Annotated in this window: 18 protein-coding genes and 3 tRNA genes; 9 read left to right on the top strand and 12 right to left on the bottom strand. The window is 36.7% G+C overall.

The window, feature by feature from the left end; translation table 11 throughout:
* Positions 1-49 precede the first annotated feature (49 nt).
* The 3 genes from FNW07_RS07315 to FNW07_RS07305 all read right to left on the bottom strand — a co-directional run bounded on the left by FNW07_RS07315 (position 50) and on the right by FNW07_RS07305 (position 4,586).
* Positions 50-553: a DUF421 domain-containing protein gene (locus FNW07_RS07315; protein WP_126742840.1), complete on the bottom strand. Its 504-nt coding sequence runs from the start codon at positions 551-553 to the stop codon at positions 50-52.
* A gap of 14 nt (positions 554-567) precedes the next feature.
* Positions 568-1,941 (bottom strand): 30S ribosomal protein S6--L-glutamate ligase, encoded by a 1,374-nt coding sequence (gene rimK, locus FNW07_RS07310; protein ID WP_126742839.1) that lies wholly within the window; start codon positions 1,939-1,941, stop codon positions 568-570.
* Positions 1,942-2,033: 92 nt separating this feature from the next.
* Positions 2,034-4,586 carry an ATP-dependent Clp protease ATP-binding subunit gene (locus tag FNW07_RS07305; RefSeq protein ID WP_126742838.1) on the bottom strand — a complete coding sequence of 851 codons (2,553 nt, stop codon included), beginning with the start codon at positions 4,584-4,586 and terminating at the stop codon, positions 2,034-2,036.
* 262 nt (positions 4,587-4,848) lie between these two features.
* On the opposite strand from FNW07_RS07305, the gene gyrA reads away from it, so the two are divergent.
* Together gyrA and FNW07_RS07295 are read left to right on the top strand one after the other, a co-directional pair.
* On the top strand, positions 4,849-7,467 hold the full coding sequence (gyrA, locus tag FNW07_RS07300) for a DNA gyrase subunit A (RefSeq protein WP_126742837.1): 2,619 nt from the start codon (positions 4,849-4,851) through the stop codon (positions 7,465-7,467).
* Between the two features lie 42 nt (positions 7,468-7,509).
* Positions 7,510-8,841, top strand: coding sequence for a lipopolysaccharide assembly protein LapB (locus tag FNW07_RS07295; RefSeq protein WP_126742836.1), 1,332 nt, complete (start codon positions 7,510-7,512; stop codon positions 8,839-8,841).
* 47 nt (positions 8,842-8,888) lie between these two features.
* On the opposite strand, the gene FNW07_RS07290 is transcribed toward FNW07_RS07295, so the two are convergent.
* Together FNW07_RS07290 and FNW07_RS07285 are read right to left on the bottom strand one after the other, a co-directional pair.
* Positions 8,889-9,650, bottom strand: coding sequence for a C40 family peptidase (locus FNW07_RS07290; protein WP_126742835.1), 762 nt, complete (start codon positions 9,648-9,650; stop codon positions 8,889-8,891).
* Positions 9,651-9,736: 86 nt separating this feature from the next.
* Positions 9,737-10,915, bottom strand: a complete 1,179-nt coding sequence (locus FNW07_RS07285) for an acetyl-CoA C-acyltransferase (RefSeq protein ID WP_126742834.1) — start codon at positions 10,913-10,915, stop codon at positions 9,737-9,739.
* Between the two features lie 308 nt (positions 10,916-11,223).
* On the opposite strand from FNW07_RS07285, the gene FNW07_RS07280 reads away from it, so the two are divergent.
* The 5 genes from FNW07_RS07280 to FNW07_RS07260 all read left to right on the top strand — a co-directional run bounded on the left by FNW07_RS07280 (position 11,224) and on the right by FNW07_RS07260 (position 13,398).
* Positions 11,224-11,310: transfer RNA gene (locus tag FNW07_RS07280), tRNA-Ser, on the top strand.
* A 14-nt stretch (positions 11,311-11,324) separates the two neighbouring features.
* Positions 11,325-11,399, top strand: a tRNA-Pro gene (locus tag FNW07_RS07275).
* Between the two features lie 14 nt (positions 11,400-11,413).
* Positions 11,414-11,487: transfer RNA gene (locus FNW07_RS07270), tRNA-Arg, on the top strand.
* Between the two features lie 352 nt (positions 11,488-11,839).
* The gene (locus FNW07_RS07265) at positions 11,840-12,259 is read left to right on the top strand and encodes a lipocalin family protein (RefSeq protein ID WP_126743384.1); all 420 of its coding nucleotides are present in this window, start codon (positions 11,840-11,842) and stop codon (positions 12,257-12,259) included.
* Between the two features lie 422 nt (positions 12,260-12,681).
* On the top strand, positions 12,682-13,398 hold the full coding sequence (locus tag FNW07_RS07260) for a M15 family metallopeptidase (protein WP_126743385.1): 717 nt from the start codon (positions 12,682-12,684) through the stop codon (positions 13,396-13,398).
* Here FNW07_RS07260 and FNW07_RS07255 read toward each other — a convergent pair.
* The 7 genes from FNW07_RS07255 to tsaD form a co-directional block, all read right to left on the bottom strand.
* Positions 13,395-13,964, bottom strand: coding sequence for a hypothetical protein (locus FNW07_RS07255; protein WP_126743386.1), 570 nt, complete (start codon positions 13,962-13,964; stop codon positions 13,395-13,397). The genes FNW07_RS07260 and FNW07_RS07255 overlap by 4 nt on opposite strands.
* A gap of 4 nt (positions 13,965-13,968) precedes the next feature.
* Complete coding sequence (locus FNW07_RS07250; protein ID WP_126743387.1) at positions 13,969-15,150, bottom strand: class I SAM-dependent methyltransferase; 1,182 nt, start codon at positions 15,148-15,150, stop codon at positions 13,969-13,971.
* Between the two features lie 82 nt (positions 15,151-15,232).
* A complete protein-coding gene (locus FNW07_RS07245) occupies positions 15,233-16,180 on the bottom strand; it encodes a zinc metalloprotease (RefSeq protein WP_126743388.1) in 948 nt (315 codons plus the stop codon).
* A 236-nt stretch (positions 16,181-16,416) separates the two neighbouring features.
* Positions 16,417-17,367, bottom strand: a complete 951-nt coding sequence (locus tag FNW07_RS07240) for a zinc metalloprotease (protein WP_126743389.1) — start codon at positions 17,365-17,367, stop codon at positions 16,417-16,419.
* A gap of 306 nt (positions 17,368-17,673) precedes the next feature.
* Positions 17,674-18,315, bottom strand: coding sequence for a DUF4159 domain-containing protein (locus FNW07_RS07235; protein WP_126743390.1), 642 nt, complete (start codon positions 18,313-18,315; stop codon positions 17,674-17,676).
* 32 nt (positions 18,316-18,347) lie between these two features.
* Positions 18,348-19,052 carry a 16S rRNA (uracil(1498)-N(3))-methyltransferase gene (locus tag FNW07_RS07230; RefSeq protein ID WP_126743391.1) on the bottom strand — a complete coding sequence of 235 codons (705 nt, stop codon included), beginning with the start codon at positions 19,050-19,052 and terminating at the stop codon, positions 18,348-18,350.
* 3 nt (positions 19,053-19,055) lie between these two features.
* Entirely contained in the window at positions 19,056-20,078 is a 1,023-nt protein-coding gene (tsaD, locus tag FNW07_RS07225; protein WP_126743392.1) for a tRNA (adenosine(37)-N6)-threonylcarbamoyltransferase complex transferase subunit TsaD, read from the bottom strand.
* Between the two features lie 26 nt (positions 20,079-20,104).
* Here tsaD and FNW07_RS07220 point away from each other — a divergent pair, with 26 nt between their 5' ends.
* Positions 20,105-24,625: a translocation/assembly module TamB domain-containing protein gene (locus FNW07_RS07220; protein WP_255512735.1), complete on the top strand. Its 4,521-nt coding sequence runs from the start codon at positions 20,105-20,107 to the stop codon at positions 24,623-24,625.
* Positions 24,626-24,702: 77 nt separating this feature from the next.
* A complete protein-coding gene (gene pfkA, locus FNW07_RS07215; protein ID WP_126743393.1) occupies positions 24,703-25,689 on the top strand; it encodes a 6-phosphofructokinase in 987 nt (328 codons plus the stop codon).
* The last annotated feature ends 12 nt before the right edge of the window (positions 25,690-25,701 follow it).

Below are 25,701 nucleotides of genomic sequence, written 5' to 3'. Positions count from 1 at the left end.
AAAAGGTTTAAAGTCATATCCCTTTAAACCTTTTTTATTTTTAAAAATATTAACTTAAAGTTTTGTGTAACCGTCTCTTATGATGGGTTTGTTTTAAATGTATTTTTCCCGAAATAATACTGATATTTCCATCAGCTTCAAGCATGGCAAGTTTTACTTCGCCAAAATGTTCCACACCGTGCTCCCGGATAACTTCTTTCAATTCTTCCGATGAAATATTTAGTTTGCTCAATGATTTGAAATCCAAATTTCCGTCATGAATCAGAATTAATGGCTTTTCCTGCATAATTTTATTGAATATTTTATATCTGAACATCAGTTTCTTCAAAACAAAATTAATTCCGAACAAAACTGTAGCAGCAGCTAAACCACCGTAAAGACTGGTGTTATTGCCTACCATTGCGTTTTGAACCGAGTTGCTTATCAATAAAATCAGAATTACATCAGCTGTATTGAGTTGCGATAATTCCTTTTTCCCAAAAACACGCAGCGCAATCACCATAAAAAAATAAACTGCAGCACTTCTTATTATAATATCGAAATATGCGTTCATTTTATGATGTTTATTTAGATTTTATATTTGAAATTCTTTTCAATAGCTTTAATCATTTCGGCGGCAATATCTTTATTTGTGGCGCCTTCGATTCCTTCCAGACCTGGAGATGAATTCACTTCTAATAATAACGGGCCTTTTGATGAACGGATAATATCCACACCGGCGACTTTTAAATCCATGGCTTTTGCTGCCTTTATAGCGATTCGTTTTTCTTCTGCAGTGACTTTAATGACTGAAGCTGTACCGCCCAAATGAATGTTGGCACGGAACTCCCCCGGCAAAGCTTCCCTTTGGATAGCGGCCACGACTTTTCCGTCTATTACAAAGCAACGAATATCTTTTCCATTGGCTTCCTTGATGAATTCCTGAACCAATATATTTGCATTCAGGCTCTTGAAAGCATTGATTACGCTTTCTGCTGCTTTTTTGGTTTCTGCCAAAACGACACCTTTCCCTTGCGTTCCTTCTAATAATTTTACAATGAGTGGAGAGCCGCCAACCATTTTTATCAAATCATCTGTGTCTAAAGGAGAATTCGCAAAACCCGTCGTAGGAATATCGACACCATGATTTAGCAATAACTGTAAGGAATATAATTTGTCACGGGACTGTGTAATGGCTGAAGCCGAATTCAGGCAATATACCTTTAAAGCTTCAAACTGTCTGGTCAAAGCACAACCATAAAAGGTAATGCTGGGACGGATTCTCGGAATAATGGCATCGAAATTATCTAAAACTCTTCCGCCGCGATAATGAATTTCGGGAGTTGTGGCATCCAGTTTCATATAGCATTCCTTGATATTCAGAAAGTGCATCTCATGTCCCCGAATAGCTCCGGCTTCCATAATCCGTTTGTTACTATACAATTCCGGATTGCTGGCAAGAACTCCAATACGAAGACCACTTTTATTTTCTTCCGAATTTTGATATAACGATTTAAGATTCTCCACAGAGGGCTGTCCCAAAAGATATTTTTTCTCGGGATCCACCAAAACTCTTCCGCTCATCGCTTCACGGCCCAATAACATACGGAACCCCATTGAATCACGATTGGTCAATGTCATTTCGATGGTCCAGTTGGAATCTCCAATATCTAATGTAGTCTGAATTACATAACGTTGTTCCCTGAAACCACTGGAACTTTTCACCACCCTTTTATCTACTAAAGGCGCTTCACAATGGATGACCGTTTTCAGATTATTTTGGATTGGATTGATATCAAACTTTACCCAATTCGAATCACTTTTGATGAAAGGAGCAATGTTTATTGCATGCAGGGCAGAGGTTTTTGCGCCGGAATCCACTCGGGCTTTAATGGTTGGAATTCCTAATTCCGGGAAAGAGCACCATTCTTCACTTCCTAGGATAACTTTATCTTGCAACATATAATTTTTTGTATTGAAACTTTCATCTAAAGTACTATATTTTTTGAAATGTAAATTAATTCCAAAGAATAGTTTTAAAAAAGAAAAACCTACTAATTAGTAGGTTCTTCTTTCTTTTGAATTGTGACGGTCAGCTCTTGTGTGGCCTCATCCAGATCCATATAAATCTCATCTCCGATGGCGATTTTAGAAGTGATAATCTCTTCTGCCAAAGCATCTTCAACATATTTTTGAATGGCTCTTTTTAAAGGACGTGCACCAAATTGTTTATCAAAACCTTTCTCAGCAATGTATGCTTTTGCGGTATCTGACAGATTTAGGGTGTATCCTAATTCGGCAATACGAGCGTATAATTTTTTCAATTCTATTTCAATAATGACATCAATATCGTGTTTTTCCAATGCATTGAAGACAATTACGTCGTCTATCCTGTTCAAAAATTCAGGAGCAAATGCTTTTTTCAGCGCATTTTCAATGATACTTTTTGAGTTGTCATCGGCCTGAGCAACTTTTGCTGATGTTCCAAACCCGACCCCTTGTCCAAAATCTTTCAACTGGCGTGCACCAATATTGGAAGTCATAATAATGATGGTGTTTTTGAAATCGATTTTACGACCCAAACTATCCGTCAAATAACCGTCATCCAAAACCTGTAGCATCATGTTGAATACATCAGGATGCGCTTTTTCAATCTCATCCAGAAGTACCACACAATAAGGTTTTCTACGAACTTTTTCAGTTAATTGCCCCCCTTCTTCATATCCAACATATCCCGGAGGCGCACCCACTAAACGGGAAATCGCGAATTTCTCCATGTATTCACTCATGTCGATACGTACCAAAGCATCTTCTGAATCGAATAATTCTTTGGCAAGAACTTTGGCCAGCTGCGTTTTGCCGACACCTGTCTGACCAAGGAAAATAAAGGAACCAATCGGGCGATTAGGATCTTTTAATCCGGCACGGTTTCTTTGGATGGAACGTGCAATTTTCATGACCGCTTCATTTTGTCCAATTACCTTATTTTGAATCAATTCCGGCAGCCTGGCTAATTTATTACTTTCAGTCTGGGCAATACGGTTTACAGGAATTCCTGACATCATCGAAACCACATCAGCAACATTATCTTCTGTTACCATGATTCGGTTATTTTTAGCATCTTCTTCCCATTGTTCCTGCGCGATAGCCAAATCCTTTTCGATGCGTTTTTCATCATCACGAAGTTTTGCGGCTTCCTCATATTTCTGTTTTTTCACTACAGAATTTTTCAATTCTCGCACTTCTTCCAATTGACGCTCTAAATCCAAAACCTGGATCGGAACATCAATATTGACAATATGAACACGCGAACCCGCTTCATCTAACGCATCAATAGCTTTGTCCGGAAGAAATCGCTCCGACATATATCGGTTTGTCAATTTCACACAAGCCTCAATGGCTTCAGGAGAGTACGTTACATTATGGTGATCTTCGTATTTGTTTTTGATGTTATTTAGAATGGTAATGGTTTCTTCAACAGATGTTGGCTCCACAATCACTTTTTGAAAACGTCTTTCTAAAGCGCCATCTTTTTCAATATATTGGCGGTATTCATCCAGGGTTGTTGCTCCAATACATTGGATTTCCCCTCTGGCTAAAGCCGGTTTAAACATATTAGATGCATCCAAAGAACCGGTAGCTCCTCCAGCACCGACAATGGTATGGATTTCATCAATAAAAAGAATAATGTCATCATTCTTTTCCAGTTCGTTCATTACCGCCTTCATACGCTCTTCAAACTGTCCGCGGTATTTTGTCCCGGCAACTAAACTCGCCAAATCAAGTGTTACCACACGTTTATTGAATAGAATTCGCGATACTTTTTTCTGGATAATGCGCAGCGCCAGACCTTCAGCAATAGCTGATTTACCCACACCGGGCTCTCCAATTAAAAGCGGATTGTTCTTTTTACGTCGGCTCAGAATTTGCGACACCCGTTCTATTTCTTTTTCGCGGCCCACCACAGGATCGAGTTTTCCTTCCTCTGCCATTTCGGTTAAATCCCTTCCGAAGTTATCAAGAACCGGAGTTTTTGATTTTTTATTGGATTTATTCGCCGGATTATTAAAATTCCCTTCTTTTAGACTGTCGTCCTGACCTGAATCCTCGTTATAAGAGTCAGATGCTCTTGGTAAATTTTCCAAGAATTCTTCTTCGTTGTTGTTTGGCGTCATATTTAAATACTGTTCTTTAGCTGTATCATAATCTATTTTTAGTTTATTTAACAGCTTGGTTGTTGGATCGTTTTCGTTTCTAAGAATGCATAACAATAGATGCGCAGTACTGATTAACGTGCTTTGAAAAACTTTGGCTTCAAGAAAAGTAGTTTTCAACGCTCTTTCCGCTTGACGGGTCAGATGAAGATTTTTCTTTTCGTTGTTAATGTCTGTGTTTGGATTGGCTGGGCTCAGGATTTCTACTTTTCGGCGTAAAAAATCCAGGTCGATAGACAAATTATTCAAAATATCTATAGCCTTCCCATTGCCATCTCTCAAGATACCCAACATCAGATGTTCCGTTCCAATAAAGTCATGGCCCAATCGTAAGGCCTCCTCTTTACTGTAGGTTATCACATCTTTTACTCTTGGTGAAAAATTATCATCCATAATAAATATAATTGGTATTGTAAATTTAGTGAATAAAATGAGTAATTGCAAAAATCGTACCTCGGGGAAGTACTGTCAGCTAAGTGACAAAAAAAAGTTCAATAAAAGCGTAAAATGCGAATTAATTTATTAACCGAAACGACTTTAAAACTTGTTAATAAATCAGATAAATTTATATATAAATATACAAGAAAAATAATCGAGAAAGGTTATATTAGCAGGATTTTTAAAACAATATAATTTTTAAATATAACTATATAATATGTCTGACGGAGAAAAGTTAATTCCTATTAACATTGAAGATGAAATGAAATCTGCTTACATCGATTATTCGATGTCAGTTATTGTATCAAGAGCGCTTCCAGATGTTAGAGATGGTTTGAAACCAGTACATCGAAGAGTACTTTATGGTATGTATGATTTAGGAGTTTTTTCTAATAAAGCCCATAAAAAATCTGCTAGAATTGTTGGAGAAGTTCTGGGTAAGTACCACCCCCACGGTGATACGTCTGTTTATGATGCCATGGTTCGTATGGCTCAGGAATGGAGTTTACGTTATTTATTAGTGGATGGCCAGGGTAACTTTGGTTCAGTCGATGGCGATAGTCCGGCTGCCATGCGTTACACCGAAGCCAGAATGCGCAAAATTTCAGAAGAGATAATGGCAGATATCGAAAAAGAAACAGTAGATTTTCAACTGAACTTTGACGATACTTTATATGAGCCAAAAGTAATGCCAACTCGTGTCCCTACGTTGTTAATCAACGGAGCGACAGGAATTGCCGTAGGTATGGCAACCAATATGCCTCCGCACAACCTTACAGAGGTTATTAACGGAACATTGGCCTACATGGATAACAACGATATCGAAATCGACGAATTGATGCACCACATCAAAGCCCCGGATTTTCCAACCGGCGGTATCATATATGGTTATGAAGGTGTCCGTGAAGCATTTAAAACCGGTAGAGGACGTATAGTAATGCGTGCCAAAGTTGGTTTTGAAGAAGTTGACGGAAGAGAATGTATCATTGTTACCGAAATTCCATACCAGGTTAATAAAGCAGACATGATTAAGCGTACAGCTGATCTTGTAAATGATAAAAAAATAGAAGGTATTGCGAATATTCGTGATGAATCAGATAGAAATGGTATGCGTATCGTTTATATACTGAAACGTGATGCTACTCCAAACGTAGTGTTGAATACACTTTATAAGTACACACAATTGCAATCTTCATTTAGTGTTAACAATATTGCATTGGTAAAAGGACGTCCTCAAATGCTGAATCTGAAAGAAATGATTCATTATTTTGTGGAACACCGTCATGATGTGGTTGTCCGCAGAACACAATTCGAATTAAGAAAAGCAGAAGAAAGAGCCCATATCCTTGAAGGTTTGATTATTGCTTCTGATAATATTGATGAAGTAATTGCATTGATTAAAGCCTCTAAAAACACTGAGGAAGCAAGAGAGAAATTAATGGAAAGATTCAAACTTTCTGATATCCAGTCTCGTGCGATTGTCGAAATGCGTCTTCGTCAGTTAACCGGTCTGGAACAAGACAAGTTAAGAGCTGAGTACGAAGAAATTATGAAGTTGATCGAGCATTTGAAAGCTTTATTAGCGGATGTTAATTTAAGAATTGCTTTGATCAAGGAAGAGTTGGAAGAAATTCGTGATAAATATGGGGATGCCCGTCGTTCATTGATCGAATATTCAGGTGGTGATGTAAGTATTGAGGATTTGATCGCTGACGAAAATGTGGTAATTACCATTTCGCATGCGGGTTATATCAAACGTACAAACCTGACCGAATACAAAACACAGAACAGAGGAGGAGTTGGACAAAAAAGCGCCGGAACAAGGGACCAGGATTTCTTGGAACATATGTTTGTTGCGACCAACCACCAATATATGATGTTCTTCACGCAAAAAGGGAAATGTTTCTGGATGCGGGTTTATGAAATTCCCGAAGGAAGCAAGACCGCTAAAGGAAGAGCGATTCAGAATTTAGTGAATATTGAAAGTGATGATAAGGTAAAAGCATTTATCTGTACTCAGGATCTGAAAGATCAGGAATATATCAAGAGCCATAATCTGGTGATGGTGACCAAAAAAGGTCAGGTGAAGAAAACATCTTTAGAGAAATATTCTAAACCAAGGGTAAATGGTGTTGCTGCTATAACCATTAAAGAAGGTGACGAATTATTAGAAGCTAAATTAACCAATGGTGAAAGCCAGATTATTTTAGCTGTAAAATCAGGTAAATTAGTTCGTTTTGAAGAAACTAAAACCCGTCCGATGGGAAGAACCGCATCAGGAGTTCGTGGAATCACTTTAAAAGACGATACCGACGAAGTAATTGGCATGGTTACTGTAAACGATATGAATAGCGAAATTTTGGTTGTTGCAGAAAACGGTTACGGAAAACGTTCTAGTTTAGATGAATACAGAATTACCAACCGTGGTGGTAAGGGAGTTAAAACCTTAAATATTACAGAGAAAACAGGTAAACTGATTTCTATCAATGCCGTTACCGATGCAGACGATTTGATGATTATCAACAAGTCAGGATTGACCATCAGAATGGCGGTTGAAGATTTGAGAGTTATGGGACGTGCCACTCAGGGAGTGAAATTAATCAACATCAAAGGAAATGATTCGATTGCTGCGGTAACCAAAGTTATGAAAGACGATGTAGCGGAAGTAGAATTGGATGAAAACGGCGAAGTGATATCTGACTCCATAGAAAGAGTGAAGCCGGTTTTGGAAGTCCTTGAAGATGAAGGTACTGAAGACGAAGACGAAGATGATGATTCGGAAGAAGAAGAAACTGACGAAGAGGATTCTGAGGATGACTCAGATGAGGAAGCATAACCAGCAAATAAAATTAAATATTAACAATTTAGAATTTTAAATATGAAAAGTAAATATGTAATCCTTGCGTCAGCAATTCTGATTTCGGTTAGCACTTTTGCTCAAAAAGACGAAATGAAAACGCTAAAAAAGCTGTACGATAAAGAGCAGCCTTCCGATAACGACCTGGCTGAATACAGAGCTACGATCACAAAAGCGGAACCTTTAGTAACCAACTCTACTGAGGCTGACAAAGTATATCTGAATTTTTATAAAGCGATGGCTCCGGTCCTGGATTTGAATTTGGCAATGTCAAAACCAGCCAATCAGAACAATCCTCAAGTGATTTTAAGATATCTGACCGTTCAAAATGTAAATCAACTGGCTACCGGTTTGAACAACACATTGGATTTTGAAAAAAAATCCGGGAAGATGATTTACACGAAAGATATTGAAGAAACAATCACTTCATTTAAGCCCATGTTAATCAACTATGCGGTTGCATTGGGCGATGGAACCAAATACAAAGAAGCAGCTTTAATTCTGCACAGTATCTATGAATTGGACAAAAAAGATCCGGAGAAATTATACTACGCGGCTAATTATGCGGTGAATGCAAAAGATATGGATTTGGCTTTGCAATATTACCAGGAACTGAAGAATATAAATTATTCAGGTGAAGGAACAGCTTACTATGCAATTAATAAAGAAACTAAAAAGGAAGAATCTTTTTCTACAAAAAAAGAAAGAGAACTTTATTTAAAAGTATCCCATGAGAAGCCACGTGATGAAAAAATCCCTTCAAAAAGAGGAGAGATTTATAAAAACATTGCTTTGATATTAACCGAAAAGGGTAAAACGGAGGAAGCCAAAGCAGCTATCCAGGAAGCCAGAACTCTAAATCCAGATGATTCTTCATTAGCCATGACTGAAGCTGACCTGTATTTAAAAGCGGGAGATATGGTAACTTATAAAAAATTAATTACTGAGGTAGTGGAAAAAAATCCAAATAACGTCGAATTAATTTTTAATTTAGGTGTGCTTAGTAATAATAATAAAGAATATGCTGATGCTGAAAAATATTACCTGAGAGCGATCCAAATCGATCCTAAGTACAGCAACGCATACCTAAATTTGGCCATCTTAAAATTGGATGCTGAAAAAGGTTTGATTGATCAAATGAACAAACTGGGAACTTCTCCTGCGGATAACAAAAAATACGAAGTCCTTAAAAGGAAAAGAGAGGATATGTACAACAGTGCTATTCCTTATTTAGAAAAAGTAGTTCAAATGGATGAAAATAACATAGACGCTGCCAAAACATTATTGGGTGTTTATAATGCACTTGAAATGACTGATAAAGCAAAAGCTTTAAAAGCGAAAATCAATAAATAGAATAAACCCACAATAAAAAATCCCGTTCAGCAATGAACGGGATTTTTTTATATAATCTTTTTGATAACTCTTAATTTGTGTGTGTGTCTGTTTACTTCTGCATTGTAAATTCCTAAGTGATCCAGACGGTCAATTCTAACTTTTCCACTGGCATGAATAATGTAATTGTTTTCCATGATAATCCCAACGTGGATGATATTTCCTTCCTCATTATCAAAAAAAGCCAAATCGCCTGGCTCACTTTCCTCAATGAAACTTAAAGCTTCACCTTGTGTAGCCTGTTGTGAAGCATCCCGCAATAATCTATAGCCGTTGAGTTTGTAAACCATTTGGGTAAAACCGGAACAATCAATTCCAAAAGGGGTTTTTCCTCCCCATAAATAAGGTGCATTCAGATACATGAAAGCCGTATTGATCAGATTGGATTTGGGCTTGATTTCGCTGATAGTAGTCCCTTCAAAATCCAACTTAGTAGTATTGATGGAACTGTTTTTTAAAAACGAAAGTGCTGCTCCTAATGGAATAGGAATAAGTTGGTTGTTTGGAGCCGTAATATATTCGATCAGATCCGAATTGAGAACTATCTTATCCTGCGAAAGCTGGATGTATTGTGATTCTGTAATGGTTTGGAATTGTTTGGAATCGATCCAGCCCTCATAACCATCATAATGCATCCTCACCTTAGACCATTGTTTTAATTCTTCAGTCACTTCAAAATGCTCCCCAAACAAAATTTGGGAAACGATTTCGCTTCTGTCATTGGGTTCAGACCGAAGAGGAATAATAGCTAAATTACAAATGCCAAACATGGAATGGTTTTAAATTGTGAAATGATGAACTTTGAATGCAGGATAAAATCACTAATCATTCAAAATTCATCATTTTAAGAATAAATTTATGCTCTTTCAATTACAATGGCAGAAGCACCACCACCACCATTACAAATAGCTGCAGCACCAATTTTTGCATTGTTTTGTTCCAAGACATTCATTAAAGTAACAATGATTCTGACACCGGAACATCCCAATGGATGGCCTAATGAAACAGCTCCACCGTTTACATTTACCTTATCATTGTTTAAACCTAATATTTGTGAATTGGCTAAACCAACAACAGCAAAAGCTTCATTGAATTCAAAGAAATCAACATCGCTGATAGATAATCCCGCTTTGTCCAATGCTTTTGGTAATGCTTTGGCAGGAGTAGTGGTAAACCATTTTGGTTCCTGAGCAGCATCAGCATATCCTCTGATGTATGCTAAAGGTTTCAAGCCTAAAGACAATGCTTTTTCTTCGCTCATCATAATTACAGCAGCGGCACCATCATTGATAGTAGAAGCGTTCGCAGCAGTAACTGTTCCTTCTTTTGTAAAAACGGCATTCAATGATGGAATTTTATCCAATTTAACATTGGTATATTCTTCATCTCTGGTCACCATAATTGGATCTCCTTTTCTTTGCGGAACAGCAACAGGAACTACTTCATTATCAAATTTGCCTGCTTCCCAAGCTTTTGCAGAACGCTCATACGATTGAATTGCAAAATTATCCTGAGCTTCTCTTGAAATACCATATTCCGTAGCACATAAATCGGCACAAACACCCATGGCATTGTTGTCATAAGCATCTGTAAGACCATCTTTTTGCATTCCGTCAACCATAGAAGCCGGACCAAATTTATTGCCGTTACGTAAATGCATGTAATGTGGAATCAAACTCATGTTTTCCATTCCACCTGCAACGATGATTTCGGCATCGCCAGCCATAATAGCTTGTGCACCCTGCATTACTGCTTTCATTCCTGAAGCACATACTTTGTTTATCGTTGTAGCGATAACTGAGCTAGGAAGTCCGGCATAAATAGCAGCCTGACGAGCAGGAGCTTGTCCAACACCAGCCTGAACCACGTTACCCATTATAACTTCGTCGACTAAATTCGCATCTAAATTTATTTTGGTTAAAGCACCTTTAATAGCAGCTGCACCTAAATGTGGCGCTGATACTGTAGATAAACCTCCCATAAAACTTCCAATCGGAGTTCTTGCAGCAGAAACGATAACAACTTTTTTATTCATGACGTATTTGTAAGTTTGTTTAAGTTGCGAATTTAATCATTTTGTCCAAATACCAAATTACAATTTGGATAATATTATAGGTTTGATGTCCGTAAAATTTGAATTTAAAATTAATTACAAGGTATATTTGAAATATTAGACAATTCCTGAGAAAAGGGGAGGGTAATTTTAAAATAGCTATACGATTGATTGTTAATGATTTTAATTTCAGAATAAAAAAACATTTAAAAAAACCCGCGAATAATTTGGGAAATATAGAATAGTAAGTTACATTTGCAACCGCTTAAAAGGAATAAACGTTCTTAATTGGAGAGTTGCCTGAGTGGCCGAAAGGACATGTTTGCTAAACATGCGTATGGGAAACTGTACCGAGGGTTCGAATCCCTCACTCTCCGCTTTTTTTTGCACACGGGGTGTAGCGTAGCTCGGTTATCGCGCCTGCTTTGGGAGCAGGAGGCCGCAGGTTCGAATCCTGCCACCCCGACACTTATTGAAAATGGACGCATAGCTCAGCTGGATAGAGCACCTGCCTTCTAAGCAGGCGGTCGAAGGTTCGAATCCTTCTGCGTTCACAGATAAACCCACTGAAATCAGTGGGTTTTTTGTTTTCATGAATTATCCCAATGAATATAAAGATATTACTACCTCCTTAAAACCAACCTAAAAATTACCAATGAAAACTTATGATACGATTATAAAATCATAGATGTAAATTTGATTTTCTATCTGAGTGTTAATATAGGTTTCGACTTCCATGGTTAACTACCTCTTAAGGTAAAGTTAGCATAAAAATGCACCAAGTACGATAAAAAACTCAAAGGATTGTCGGTTCCAAAGATAATTATGCAATAAAAATCAATAATTATGCAACATTCCTTCAAAGCATTACAGCTAATTTTACAGCTAACAATTTAAAGATATTATATGAAAAATCGAAGTAAATTATTAGCTTTAGCGTTATGTATCGGATTTGCAACTTCTTGTAGTAATGATGATAATGATGGAGAAACGTTAGCGCCTTTAGCTGGAAAATGGAATATTACCCAGGTTGGGACAACTGTAAACGGACAAGAATATTTGGTTGATGCACCACAAAATGAAAGCGGATGTGATAAAGACTATCTTGACCTTAACATTGATAATTCGCTGACCGAAGGAGATTATGATTCAACTGCTACACCATGCGCGTTGGACACTAACGACGGAATTTATTCCAGGTCCCATAATAATTTAACAACGGTCATTGACGGTGTAACTAAGACAGTAGATATTATAAATCTTACACTTACAGAATTAAAAACAAGAAATGATAGTGGTGCTATAGTAATTTACGTTAGGAATTAATTATTTTTTAAAGTATAACCCGGAATCTTTCGGTTGGAATAAAAATTTCGGAGATGACTTTTAAAAGTTGTTTCCGTTTTTTTTGGCGGAACTTATCTTTATTGGTTCATTTTTCCGCGTTCTTCAAAAAAATGTTTTTCCAGGCTAAAGTATCTTTTCCCATGCTTTTGGCATTGCGGGTCATGGTTTCGACTTTCCATTCCAAAATATTTTTCTGAAGCATAGTCCTCATTTTTAAAATAGAATATAAATGACAAGGTTATTATGCAATTATACGTTCCATTGTGCGTGACAGGTTGCTTCCAATTGAAGGCACTGTGCTTTTATAGATTTTAAACAGCGCTAAACATACACATAATTCCTACAATCTACTTAATTTTTATTTGTTATATTTGATACGAAATGTTCCAAATTTACTAACTATGCCTTCTTCTATAAAGTTGCTGATCCTTATTCTCAGTATGTTTTTGTTTTCTTGCAGAGCAAAAGTAGTGGACACCGAAACACCTGGAAATACTCCTAATAAAACCAAACCCGTCATTGTTTCCAACAGAACGCCAACATCTCCTGAAGTTAAGCTACCCGAAGTCAATGACAGTACATTCGTCAATTTAAAGATCTATAGCCAGGATTTTATCCTAGATATGAAATATGCCACAACTGATAATTTTTTGAAAGCAAAAGTTTATGATTGTGCGGAGTGCTTTCTACGCTATAAAACGGTCAAATCATTACTGGAAGCCAACGAACGCTTCGTAAAGAAAGGCTACCGGATCAAAATATACGATTGCTACCGTCCTTTGGATATTCAGAAGCGTATGTGGGCCATAGTCTCCAATCCGGAATATGTGGCCGATCCCAAGAAGGGCTCCATTCATAATCGGGGAGGGGCGGTGGATATTACATTGGTCGATAAAAATGGTAAGGAGCTCGATATGGGAACCGCATTTGATCATTTCGGCATCGAAGCCAGCCATCAGTATTTGAATGTATCCGATGAAGTATTAGCCAACAGGAAACTGTTAAAGAAAATAATGCTGAAATCCGGTTTTAAATCTTTTGATTCCGAATGGTGGCATTACAATATCAAAAATGCAAAATTGGAAAGGGTGTCCAATTTCAAATGGGAATGCGATTAATTTTCAACACATTTCAGGAAATTGATAAAATAAGTTGAAGGCTCATACCACAGCCCATCCATTTCTGATTTTAGTTGTTTTTTAAAAGCATAATCAACGGTTTCTGTAGTATATTTTATTCGCATAAAGGAAACCGGCGAACTTTTTAAATCGGCGAAAGAATTCTTCAGGAACATAAAACTGCTGGTGTGGATTCTGTTATTAAACTTTTCATTATCAGTAACCGAAACACCGCAATTTTCCTGGTCCACATGCAATAACGTGATGATTTTTCCATTCTCCAGCTGAAGGTATATTTTGGAATTTTTATCCAGGCAATGCGCCTTAATGAAGTCTTTACTTTTTTTGATGGATTGCACGTTTAAAGTCGGCAGGCCGTCGGTCAATACCAAAGAGAAAAATAAATAATTTGTGTTTCCCGCAAAGTTCCGTTCGTGGACAATGTATTCTTTAGTGGTTTTATAACTTCCGATGCTATCGTTCACATTCACAGTATATTCACATGGTGTTTGTGCAAATACAGTAAGGTTCAATAATAGTGTCGCAATGACAATTAAATACTTCATTATTCTAATTTATTTTAGCGCAAATTAAAACTATTTTATGATTATTCGTATCAGTTGTGAAAAAACAATACATATTTCCGCCATCTTTAATTTTCCATTTTTTGCGTATGATTTCTACGGTGTCCGGAAAATTTCGGGTGGTTATATTCGCTTTTTTATTTTCAAGATAAATTTTTAACTCTGTTTTATTATAAGGAATGATTTTTTCGATTTCAAAAACTCTTCCCGGGAACTCAATAATTTTATCAGTAGTATATAAATGGGAGTGGGGATGTAATTTGTCTATATTATACTTACTGCAAATCTCATCAAAACCACCGGATTTCATGATGGCACTATTAGGCTCATAAAGGTATTTTTTGGGTAAACCGAACCGCGCATTATCCCCGTTTGTAGGCAATTCAAAATCAAACCTATCCAAATTTCCTTTATTGAAATTTATTGTTTTAATAATAGGACTTCCTTTGAAATCCTTGGATAATTCCCAAAGTAATTCCTTTACTTCATTATCAATCGCTACAACATGAATGTATTTCACATTTGATAATTCTGACAGTCCTGCTGAAATATCAAGTATAGGGGCAGTTTTTATAAGGATGTTCTCGGTATGGGAAAAATAAAAATCAAGCAATTCAGGTACATTAGGCAAGCAATCCTTCAACATAAAAACTTTACCCTTGGCATCATTTCGTCGTGACGGATCAATATAAATCCAATCGTATTTTTTGTTGCCTTTTTCCAGAACATCTAAACTGTCTCCTGCAATGCATTGAATGTTGGAAGCATTCAAAATGTCAAAATTATGCTCTACAATTTCTGATAGTTTGTTATTGATTTCACAATGAATTACTTGTTTTACTTTTTTGGAAAAATAGAAATCATCTACGCCAAAACCGCCTGTTAAATCAATTATCGTGTTACCCGAAATTAAAGTTGATTTATACCATGCCGTTTTCTCAGAAGATGATTGTTCCACAGAAATTTTGTTTGGAAAAATAATGTGGGGAGTATTAAAAAAAGTAGGCAATTTTTCTTTTGCTTTGGACTTTGCAGCAATCTGATTCAGAATTTCAAGCCAAGGGATCTCGGGGAACGGATTTTTTTGGAGTGCCAACTTAGCAACATCCTTATCGATATTGTCGATAATAAAATTTTGAAATTCGCTATCAAGTATCTTTTTATCCAACGTTACTAATCTTTTTTGCAAAGGTATAAAAACAAAAAAAAACTCGCTACTAGAGCGAGTTTTAATTTTAATGTATAGGAAATTACAATCTGAAAGACGCTCTAGAACCTCCAGAAAGGAATACTGCGTTCATTCTTGTTTTTTGTCCGTTAGAGAACATATACATTCCTCTATCATCTGTATAATCCATGTAGTTCATAGTCATTTCAACCGGCGTACCAGAACAAGTACTGTAGTGAGGATAAGCAGGAACACCATAATTAGCATCGTTATGAGAAGGAGTATCAGAAACTAAATCGCTTCCACAAGTTGCATCACCCCAAATGTGACGTAAATTCATCCAGTGACCCACTTCGTGAGTAGCAGTTCTTCCTAAGTTGAAAGGATATGTTGCTGATCCTGTAGTTCCAAAATATTTAGAATCAATAGCAACACCATCAGTAGAAGATGAACCACCTGGGAATTGAGCATAACCTAAAATTCCACCACCAATCGTACAAACCCAAAGGTTCAATTTAGTAGTAGGTGAAGTAGGAGCCATTCCACCATAAGTTGTTTTTTTCATAGCATCGCTAGTTCCCCATGAAGTTTTAGTAGTAGCTTTTCTGTAAACAGCATCTAATACAAATGAAATTCCTACGGTAGCTTTAACGCCTGAAAATAAAGCTGGCACTTTATTGAAATCAGTGTTTGTTCCGTTGAAATCTTTATTAAGAACATCAATTTGCGATTGAATTTGAGATAAAGAAATGTTTTCAGCAGTTGTTCTGTACAATACGTTAACAACAACCGGAATTTCTATTTTCCCGTTTACTAATCTACCTTCCTGCATCGCTCTTTCAGTAAAGGCTTCGATTTCATTCATTTTGATGGCTAACTCTGGATTTGCTCTCAATTGATTTTCAAGAACTGTGTGAGAAGCACATCCTCTTTCGGCTGCCTTACTAGTTTCAGTTGAAACTGCATTTTCTTCATTATTACATGAAACTAAAAAAACAAGCATTGTTGCCGATAAAAGAAATTTTTTCATAATTAATAGTGTTTTGTTAAAATTTTAATTGGTTGGTTTAATAATATGCAAGTATATACTAAATTATTCTAACAATAAAACAATTATGAATAAATAAGTAAAAAGTTATAAACATTGTGCTAATCCGCAGTTATTTTAACAAAAATGTAACGTTATGACATTTTTATAATATAACAAAAAAAACTCGCTCCAGGAGCGAGTCTTTATAAACATAACTAACTTTATTTTCATATTTCTTATGGTTGGGCAAACGAGAATCTTGCACCACCTGAAACAAAGATTGCATCGATTCTGGCTTTTTGTCCTGTTGAAAACATATACATACCTCTGTCATCTGTATAATCCATATAATTCATAGTCATTTCCACTGGAGTTCCAGTACAAGTACTATAATGAGGATATGCTGGCACACCGTAATTCGCAGTGTTATGAAGAGGCGTATCGTTCACTAAATCACTTCCACAAGTAGCATCACCCCAAATATGACGTAAATTCATCCAGTGTCCTACTTCATGAGTAGCCGTTCTTCCTAAGTTATAAGGATAGCTTGATGAAGAAGATAAACCGAAATATTGTGAATCAACTACAACACCATCGGTAGCAGAAGATCCACCTGGGAATTGCGCATATCCTAAGATTCCGCCTCCAATAGTACAAGCCCACATATTAAGTTTGGTAGTTGGTGAAGTAGGGTCCAAACCACCTTGTTTAGTTTTTTTCATAGCATCTCTAGTTCCCCATGATGTTTTTGTCGTTGCTTTTCTGTAAACCGCATCAAGCACGAAAGAAATTCCAACATTCGCTTTCACACCTGAGAATAATGCTGGAACCTGATTATAATCAGAATTCGTAGCATTAAAATCTTTATTTAAAACATCAATCTGTGATTGGATTTGCGCCAAAGAAATGTTTTCTGCTGCAGTTCTGTATAGTACATTCACTACAACAGGAATTTCAATTTTTCCATTTACTAATCGACCTTCCATCATAGCTTTTTGTGTGAAAGATTCGATTTCATTCATTTTAATTGCCAATTCCGGATTTACTCTCAATTGTTCCATAAGAACATCATGAGATGCACAACCTCGCTCGGCTACTTTAGCAGTTTCGCTTGAAACCGCAGTTTCTTCATTATTACATGAAACTAAAAACAACACCATTGTTACTGATAAAAGAAATTTTTTCATAATAAAATAAGGTTTGGTTAGAAAATTTTGATTTATGGTAAATAATTAATAATATACTCACTAACGTAAATTTAACATTTTATATTGCATAAAATGTTTTTTTTTAAAAAAAAAAGTTAATCTAAACTGTTCAATTACAGTAATTAAGGGATGCACAGCGCAAATTATTCATTGTGCTCTGTAAAACTAATGAGGATTTTAAATAAATTGTTACGGTAAAACCGTAAAAATTGTTAAAGTTGTAGTATTACTATTAAAATAAAAAAATTTTAAATAGTATAATTTAATATATTAAGAATAAATTTGCTAATTATTGAAAACATAATTAAGGATGTTAGCACCCATTTTTAAAGCTTTTTCCCTAACTTCCAACGGATCATTATGGACATCCGCATCTTCCCATCCGTCTCCCAGATCAGTTTCGTAGGTATAAAGCAAAACCAGGCGGTTTGCTACAAAAATTCCAAATGCTTGCGGACGTTTCCCGTCATGCTCGTGTATTTTGGGAATACCAGCCGGAAAAGAATAAGGTTTTTGGAAAATAGAATGACTGGAAGGGATTTCAGTTAAATCATTGTCGGGGAATATTTTTTTTATTTCTTTTCGGATGTATTCATCCATACCATAATTATCATCAATATGTAAAAAACCGCCAGAAGTCATGTAATTCCTTAAATTAATCACCTCCGAATCATTAAAAAAAACATTTCCGTGACCAGTCATATGAACAAAAGGATATGAAAATAAATCAGGACTACCTGGTTCCACCACCGCATTTTTAGATTTTATTTTTGTTGTAACGCTCTGATTGCAAAATTTAATCAGATTAGGGAGAGCAGTAGGGTTTGCGTACCAGTCACCACCGCCACTATATTTTAACAGGGCGATTTCCTGGGCATTCATTGAAATCGTACCCATCAGAATCATCAATAAAAATATTCTTTTCATAATATCGTATGGCTGGTTTTATCCTCTTAAGATTATTCATTCACAAAAACGACACTGTGGCAAGCCACTACTGCTGCTGTTTCAGTTCGTAAACGCGTGTTTCCCAAAGATACCGGAATATATTTATTTTCGATAGCGAGTGCAATTTCTTTATTTGAGAAATCTCCCTCCGGACCAATAAGCATTGTAATATCCATACCCGGTTTTAAAATATCCTTTAAGGATTTTCTATCTGTTTTCTCACAATGCGCGATCAGCAGTTGTCCTTCGTTTTTTATTTTCATAAAATCCTTAAAGGGAATCGGTTCATTTATTTTAGGTAGATACACTTGTGCAGACTGTTTCATTGCCGACTGGATGATTTTATCAAAGCGATCTGTTTTTACAAACTTTCTTTCGGAATGTTCACATATTATAGGAGTGATTTCAGAAATACCCATTTCGGTTGCTTTTTCCAAAAACCATTCATAGCGGTCGTTCATTTTTGTAGGCGCTACTGCTAAATGCAAATGGTATTTTGGCACTTCTGCTTTTTCATAAGAAACGATTTTTACCGTACATTTGATATCGGAACCCAACACAATTTCGGTTTTAAATAAAAATCCAATACCGTTGGTTACGAATAAGATATCGCCACCTTTTTTACGCATTACTTTAACAATGTGCTTGCTTTCTTCCTTATCGAAAGAAAAGCTTTCGGTTGCCTCGTTGATTGCTGGATTATAAAATAATTGCATAATTTAGAATTGTATTCTTGCTTTGGAAACAACAGATGAAGTTTCGAAATTTTCTAATAAAAACTTATGATAACCTACAATTCCAATCATTGCAGCATTATCGGTGGTGTATTCAAATTTGGGAATAAAAGTTTCCCAGCCATATTTTTTTTCTGCCTCTTTCAATGTATTTCGGATTCCGGAATTGGCCGAAACCCCTCCGCCAATAGCAATTTGCTTAATTCCCGTTTCCTTGACAGCCAGTTTTAATTTATCCATTAATATTTCAATAATGGTGTGTTGGATGGAAGCACAGATATCGTTGATGTTTTCTGCGATAAAATCAGGGTTTTCAGCTACCTTTTTCTGAACAAAATAAAGTATTGCTGTCTTAAGCCCGGAGAAACTAAAATCCAATCCAGGAACTTTAGGTTTTGTAAAAGCAAATGCCTTCGGGTTTCCTAATTGCGCATATTTGTCAACCAAAGGGCCTCCCGGATAAGGCAGCCCAAGAATTTTTGCACTTTTATCAAAAGCTTCACCGACAGCATCGTCAGTGGTTTCCCCGATAATTTCCATGTCGAAAAAATCATTTACCCTCACAATTTGGGTATGTCCTCCTGAAATCGTCAATGCCAGAAAGGGAAACGTGGGTTTAGTGTAATCTTCTTCTGCAATAAAATGAGCCAAAATATGAGCCTGCATGTGATTGACAGCAATTAATGGAATATTTAAGGCCAGCGATAAAGACTTTGCAAACGAACTTCCCACCAATAGCGAACCCATTAGGCCGGGACCTTGGGTAAAGGCGATTGCTGACAATTGTTCTTTTTGTATATTTGCTTTGCGGAGCGCTGCATCAATAACGGGAACGATATTTTGCTGGTGGGCACGGGAAGCCAATTCAGGTACAACACCTCCATATTGGTTGTGAATAAGCTGATTAGCAACAACATTCGACAAGACTTTATCGTTTTGTAAGACGGATGCTGCCGTGTCATCGCAGGAACTTTCAATTGCTAGTATAAAAACAGCCTGATTATGCATAAAAGGGCACGAATTTTGAATTATATTTGGACAAATTTAAAACAATAAAAGGTATCAAAAAATTTAAAAAAATAGTATTTCGTTCTATCCTTGGACTGATCCTACTTTTGCTGATACTTGGCATTGCACTTTCTCTACCTGTTGTTCAGACAAAAATCGGCGCCTACCTTACTGAAATCATCAATAAAGACTACAAAACTGACATCAAAGTAGAGCAGGTAGCTGTCTCCATATTTGGGGGCATTAAGTTGAAAAATGTTATCATCAGGGACCATCATAAAGATACTCTCATTGCTGCCCATCGAATTAAAACCGATGTTTTAAGTTTTAAAAAGTTGTATAATGGTGATTTATTATTTGGTGACATTCGAATTGACCACCTCGTGATCCAAATGAAAACCTATAAAGGCGAAAAAGATACTAACCTCGATAAATTTATTGCTTTATTTGATTCCGGAAAGGCTTCAACAAAGAAGTTCCTGATGAAAGCCAAAAATCTATATGTAGACCATAGCCGCTTTATCCTGATTGATGAAAATATCGAGGCTCTAAAAACATTGGATCTGACCAAACTCGACTCCGAAATAAGCAATTTCATGGTCTATGGCCCCGATGTGACGATGAACATCAAGAAAATGGCTTTCCGTGATCACCGCGGGCTGTATGTCGAAAACCTGAGCTCTAATTTTACCTATACCAAAAAATATATCAAGCTTGAAAGTCTGGATGTATTAACCAAGCAATCCTATATCAAAGGAACTATAATTCTGAATTATGAGCGTAAGGATTTTTCCGATTTCAACAATAAAGTGCAATTTGACATCAAATTGGATTCGGCTTCTTTGGCTACTAATGATATTTCACATTATTACAAGGAATTGGAGCGAAACCAGCATTTCAGTATAAGAACGACTGTAAAAGGAACCCTGAACGATTTCTATGCAACTAATCTGAAATTAGTGGACGATCACCATTCGCAAATAATCGGTGATGTCAATTTCCGAAATCTTTTTGGTAAGAAAGGACAGAATTTTTACATGAAAGGAAGCTTTGATAAAGTTTCTTCCAATTACAAAAACTTGACCAGTTTATTACCAAATATTTTAGGAAAGAAATTACCGTCTTCATTAAGCAAATTAGGACAGTTCAATCTTCGTGGGAAGGCAGAAATTACGACCACTTCAATTGATGCAGACTTTTATATGTCGACTGCCCTGGGTAATATTCAGTCCGATTTATTGATGTCCAACATTAACAATATTGATAATGCCTCATACTCGGGGAATGTCATTTTGGAAAATTTTAATATTGGGGCTTTTCTGGACAAAAAAGATTTAGGAACCGTAACCCTAAATCTGGATGTGGACGGAAAAGGTTTCAAAGAAAAATATCTGAACACATCCTTTACAGGGGATATTTATAGAGTCTATTATAAAGGGTATAATTATAAAAACATTGTCGTTAACGGGAACTTCAAACAGCCTATATTTAAAGGGAAGCTGTTTATCAATGATCCGAATCTGCAAATGGATTTTGATGGTTTGGTTAATTTAGGACAGAAGGATGTTTTCTTTGATTTTAAAACTAAAATCGATTATGCCAATCTCATCAACCTGAAACTGGTTAAAACGGACTCCCTTTCTATATTTAAAGGAAATGTCGACATGAAAATTTCAGGGAACACCCTGGATGACATGCAGGGCGATATTTATATCACCAAAACTTCGTATCAAAACAAAAAGGATATTTATCTTTTTGACGATTTTACAATTAAATCCAGTTTTGATGAAAACCGCGTCCGCACTATTGCGATTAACTCTCCGGATATTATTGAAGGGCAGATTGTTGGGAAATTCCAATTTGGTCAATTGCAGAAAATGGTCGAGAATTCATTGGGAAGCCTTTATGCTAATTATACTCCCAATAAAGTTAAGAAAGGCCAGTTTTTAAAATTTGACTTTGCCATCTATAACAAGGTTGTCGAAATATTTTATCCTGGTATTTCCATTGGTTCTAATACTGTGATGCGCGGAAATATCAATTCAGATAATGATGAATTCAAATTCAATTTCACGTCACCAAAAATAGCCGCGTTCGATAATTATTTCGATGAAATCAAGATTGAAATTGACAACAAGAATCCACTATACAATGCCTACATTCAAATGGACAGCATTAAAACCAAATATTATAAAGTATCCGATTTCAGTCTGATTAACGTGACGATGAACGATACATTATTTCTGAGAACAGAATTTAAAGGTGGTAATAAGGCTGAAGATTATTATAACCTGAATTTATTTCACACCATAGATAAAAAGAAAAACAGTGTTGTGGGAATCCAGAAATCAGAAATAATGTTCAAGGATTACTTATGGTACCTGAATGAAAATGATGAAGAAAACAATAAAATCGTTTTTGATAAAGCGTTAAAAAACTTTGCTATAGATGATATTGTAATGTCACATGAAAATCAGAAAATAGAATTAAACGGTCTCTTAAAAGGCACTACTTACAAGGACCTGAATCTTAGTTTTACCGATATTGACCTGAGCAAACTGACCCCCGATATTGAGCAGTTCAAAATAAAAGGAAGCCTAAACGGGGATATTAATTTTAAGCAGAATAATAATGTATATCAGCCTACTTCGTCGTTAACTGTCGATAGCCTGAATGTGAACAATAACCTTTTAGGGAAACTGAAGTTAGATATTGTAGGGGATGAGAACCTGAAGAAATTCAGTGTGAACTCTACTATTGAAAATGATAACGTGGAATCGTTTACCGCAAAAGGAGATTTTAGCATTGAAAACAAAGAAACTGTAATGGATCTGGATATGCGTTTCAGTAAATTTAATCTCGGGGCACTGAGTCTTTTAGGCGGCGATATCATTACCAATATTAAAGGATTTGTTTCCGGAACGACAAGTATCGAAGGAACCGCCTCCAACCCCGATATTAATGGCCGACTTTATCTCGATGAAGCGGGACTTACTATTCCTTATATGAATGTGAGTTATGAATTGGAGAAAAGCTCAATTGTAGATGTTACTGAAAGCCTGTTTATAATCAGAGATGCCACTTTGACGGATACGAAATACAATACCAAAGGAATTTTAGACGGTCGCATCAAACACAAAAAGTTTTCGGAATGGGACTTGGATTTACGTATAAATTCAAGCCGTCTTCTTGCATTGGATACGAAAGACAGCGAAGATGCCGCTTATTATGGAACAGCATTTATCGATGGAACGGCAACCATTTCCGGGCCTACAAATGGTCTGTTTATTAAAGTAGATGCGAAGTCTGAGAAAGGCACAGCTATAAAAATTCCTATTAATGATGCTGATGCAGTGGGAACGAGCAGTTACATTCATTTTTTGAGTTCCACAGAAAAATTTAATCTGGGTAAAGGCATCGTTGAAAAAAACCGAAATTACAACGGTCTTGAATTGGAGTTTGATTTGGACATCAATCAAAATGCGGAAATTGAAGTAATTCTGGACAGGAATTCCGGACATGGAATCAAGGGAAGAGGTCGAGGTGGATTGTTGTTAAAAATCAATACCCTTGGGAAATTTAATATGTACGGGGATTTCCAGATCTATGAAGGAACTTATAATTTCAAATACGGTGGTTTAATTGACAAGAAATTCATAGTTAAAAAGTTTGGTTCAATTGTATGGGAAGGGGACCCTATGCGGGCGATATTAAATCTGGAGGCAATCTATAAAACAACAGCCAATCCCGCAGTTTTACTGGAAAATCCTTCTTTCAACCGAAAAGTGCCGGTAGAGGTGGTGATCGGGGTAAGAGGAAGTCTGAGCAATCCGGAACTTGATTTTAATATTGAATTTCCAACAGTGAGTTCCATCCTGAAATCGGAAATCCAATATAAATTAGACGACAGGGACACCCGACAGACACAAGCTTTATACTTGTTGTCGTCAGGAGGATTCCTAAGTCCTGAAGGCGTGAACCAGGCCGATTTTGCAGGCAATTTATTCGAACGAGCCAGTGGTTTGTTTCAGGATATCTTTAAAGATGAAGAAGGGGTTTTCAATGTTGGATTGGATTATGTCTCCGCTGATAAAAGACCAGGTACAGAAACAGATGCCCGATTTGGTGTAACGGTTTCTACAAAGATCAACGAGCGAATTATGATAAACGGTAAACTGGGAGTTCCTGTGGGAGGCGTCAACGAATCTGCCATCGTGGGTGATGTGGAGGTTCAATATCGTGTGAATGAAGACGGAACGCTTAATCTTAGAATGTTCAATCGGGAAAATGACATCAATTACTTCGGCCAGGGAATCATTGGTTATACACAGGGTGTCGGTGTAACATATGAAGTGGATTTTGATACCTTTAAAGAATTAGTAAACAAAATCTTCAAGAATAAACTGGATAAGGAATCAAAACCAACAACAGTCGATCCCGATTCAGACTTACCACCACAACCGGATTATATCAATTTCCAAAAAGGCGAGAAAAAAGAAAAGGAAAAGATAAAAGTCAATCAGGATGCTGTTCCCGAAGAAGAATAATCTTCTTTTATATTAAATAATTAGTAATTTGCAAAAAATCTTCTTTTCCCAAATTTACTATTATCATACTTTAAAAAATGTCGAAAGCAATAAAAAAAATAGGAGTACTCACCTCTGGAGGGGATTCTCCGGGAATGAATGCCGCAATACGGGCTGTAGTCCGTACTTGTGCCTATTATAATATCGAGTGTGTCGGAATATACCGTGGATACCAGGGAATGATTGAAGGCGACTTCAAAGAAATGGGTCCGCGATCTGTAAATAATATTGTGAATAAAGGGGGTACCGTTTTAAAGACGGCACGATCCAAAGATTTCATGACTGCTGAAGGTCGAAAGAAAGCCCACGGCCATTTGGTCGAAGCTGGAATAGACTCGTTGGTGATCATCGGTGGTGATGGAAGCTTTACCGGTGCAGAAGTATTTAATAAGGAATTCGGTTTTCCTGTTATTGGAATTCCGGGAACTATTGATAATGATATTTTTGGTACCACACATACCTTAGGTTACGATACGGCTTTAAACACCGTGGTTGAAGCGGTCGATAAAATCAGGGATACGGCCAGTTCCCACAACAGATTGTTCTTTGTCGAGGTGATGGGAAGGGATGCCGGTCATATTGCTTTAAATGCAGGCATTGGTGCCGGAGCAGAAGAAATCCTGATTCCTGAAGAAAATTTAGGACTGGACCGATTACTGGAATCCCTGCAAAGAAGTAAAGCCTCAGGAAAAGCATCGAGTATTGTGGTCATTGCTGAAGGCGATAAAATCGGTAAAACTGTCTTTGAACTCAAAGATTACGTAGAGGCGAATTTACCCGAATATGATGTCCGTGTTTCGGTTTTGGGTCATATGCAGCGGGGCGGGACTCCCTCGTGTTTCGACCGGGTTTTGGCAAGTCGGTTAGGTGTAAAAGCGGTAGAATCACTTCTTCAGGGAAAATCAAATTACATGGTGGGACTGATGCATGATAAAATCACGTTAACCCCATTGGAACAGGCCATAAAAGGAAGTTCAAAAATTGATGAGGAACTTTTAAGAGTTTCTGATATAATGTCAACATAAGTGTAAAAAGTG

The sequence above is a fragment of the Flavobacterium sp. GT3R68 genome (assembly GCF_007109225.1).
Taxonomy (GTDB): Bacteria; Bacteroidota; Bacteroidia; order Flavobacteriales; family Flavobacteriaceae; genus Flavobacterium.
The sequence above is the reverse complement of the archived record's forward strand: the minus strand, read 5'-3'. Positions and strand labels throughout refer to the sequence as shown.

Bases quoted from the DNA above. Each gene is read 5' to 3' on its own strand.
- FNW07_RS07315 (WP_126742840.1), bottom strand. From the start codon at position 553: ATGAACGCATATTTCGATATTATAATAAGAAGTGCTGCAGTTTATTTT.
- rimK (WP_126742839.1), bottom strand. From the start codon at position 1,941: ATGTTGCAAGATAAAGTTATCCTAGGAAGTGAAGAATGGTGCTCTTTC.
- FNW07_RS07305 (WP_126742838.1), bottom strand. From the start codon at position 4,586: ATGGATGATAATTTTTCACCAAGAGTAAAAGATGTGATAACCTACAGT.
- gyrA (WP_126742837.1), top strand. From the start codon at position 4,849: ATGTCTGACGGAGAAAAGTTAATTCCTATTAACATTGAAGATGAAATG.
- FNW07_RS07295 (WP_126742836.1), top strand. From the start codon at position 7,510: ATGAAAAGTAAATATGTAATCCTTGCGTCAGCAATTCTGATTTCGGTT.
- FNW07_RS07290 (WP_126742835.1), bottom strand. From the start codon at position 9,650: ATGTTTGGCATTTGTAATTTAGCTATTATTCCTCTTCGGTCTGAACCC.
- FNW07_RS07285 (WP_126742834.1), bottom strand. From the start codon at position 10,915: ATGAATAAAAAAGTTGTTATCGTTTCTGCTGCAAGAACTCCGATTGGA.
- FNW07_RS07265 (WP_126743384.1), top strand. From the start codon at position 11,840: ATGAAAAATCGAAGTAAATTATTAGCTTTAGCGTTATGTATCGGATTT.
- FNW07_RS07260 (WP_126743385.1), top strand. From the start codon at position 12,682: ATGCCTTCTTCTATAAAGTTGCTGATCCTTATTCTCAGTATGTTTTTG.
- FNW07_RS07255 (WP_126743386.1), bottom strand. From the start codon at position 13,964: ATGAAGTATTTAATTGTCATTGCGACACTATTATTGAACCTTACTGTA.
- FNW07_RS07245 (WP_126743388.1), bottom strand. From the start codon at position 16,180: ATGAAAAAATTTCTTTTATCGGCAACAATGCTTGTTTTTTTAGTTTCA.
- FNW07_RS07240 (WP_126743389.1), bottom strand. From the start codon at position 17,367: ATGAAAAAATTTCTTTTATCAGTAACAATGGTGTTGTTTTTAGTTTCA.
- FNW07_RS07235 (WP_126743390.1), bottom strand. From the start codon at position 18,315: ATGAAAAGAATATTTTTATTGATGATTCTGATGGGTACGATTTCAATG.
- FNW07_RS07230 (WP_126743391.1), bottom strand. From the start codon at position 19,052: ATGCAATTATTTTATAATCCAGCAATCAACGAGGCAACCGAAAGCTTT.
- tsaD (WP_126743392.1), bottom strand. From the start codon at position 20,078: ATGCATAATCAGGCTGTTTTTATACTAGCAATTGAAAGTTCCTGCGAT.
- pfkA (WP_126743393.1), top strand. From the start codon at position 24,703: ATGTCGAAAGCAATAAAAAAAATAGGAGTACTCACCTCTGGAGGGGAT.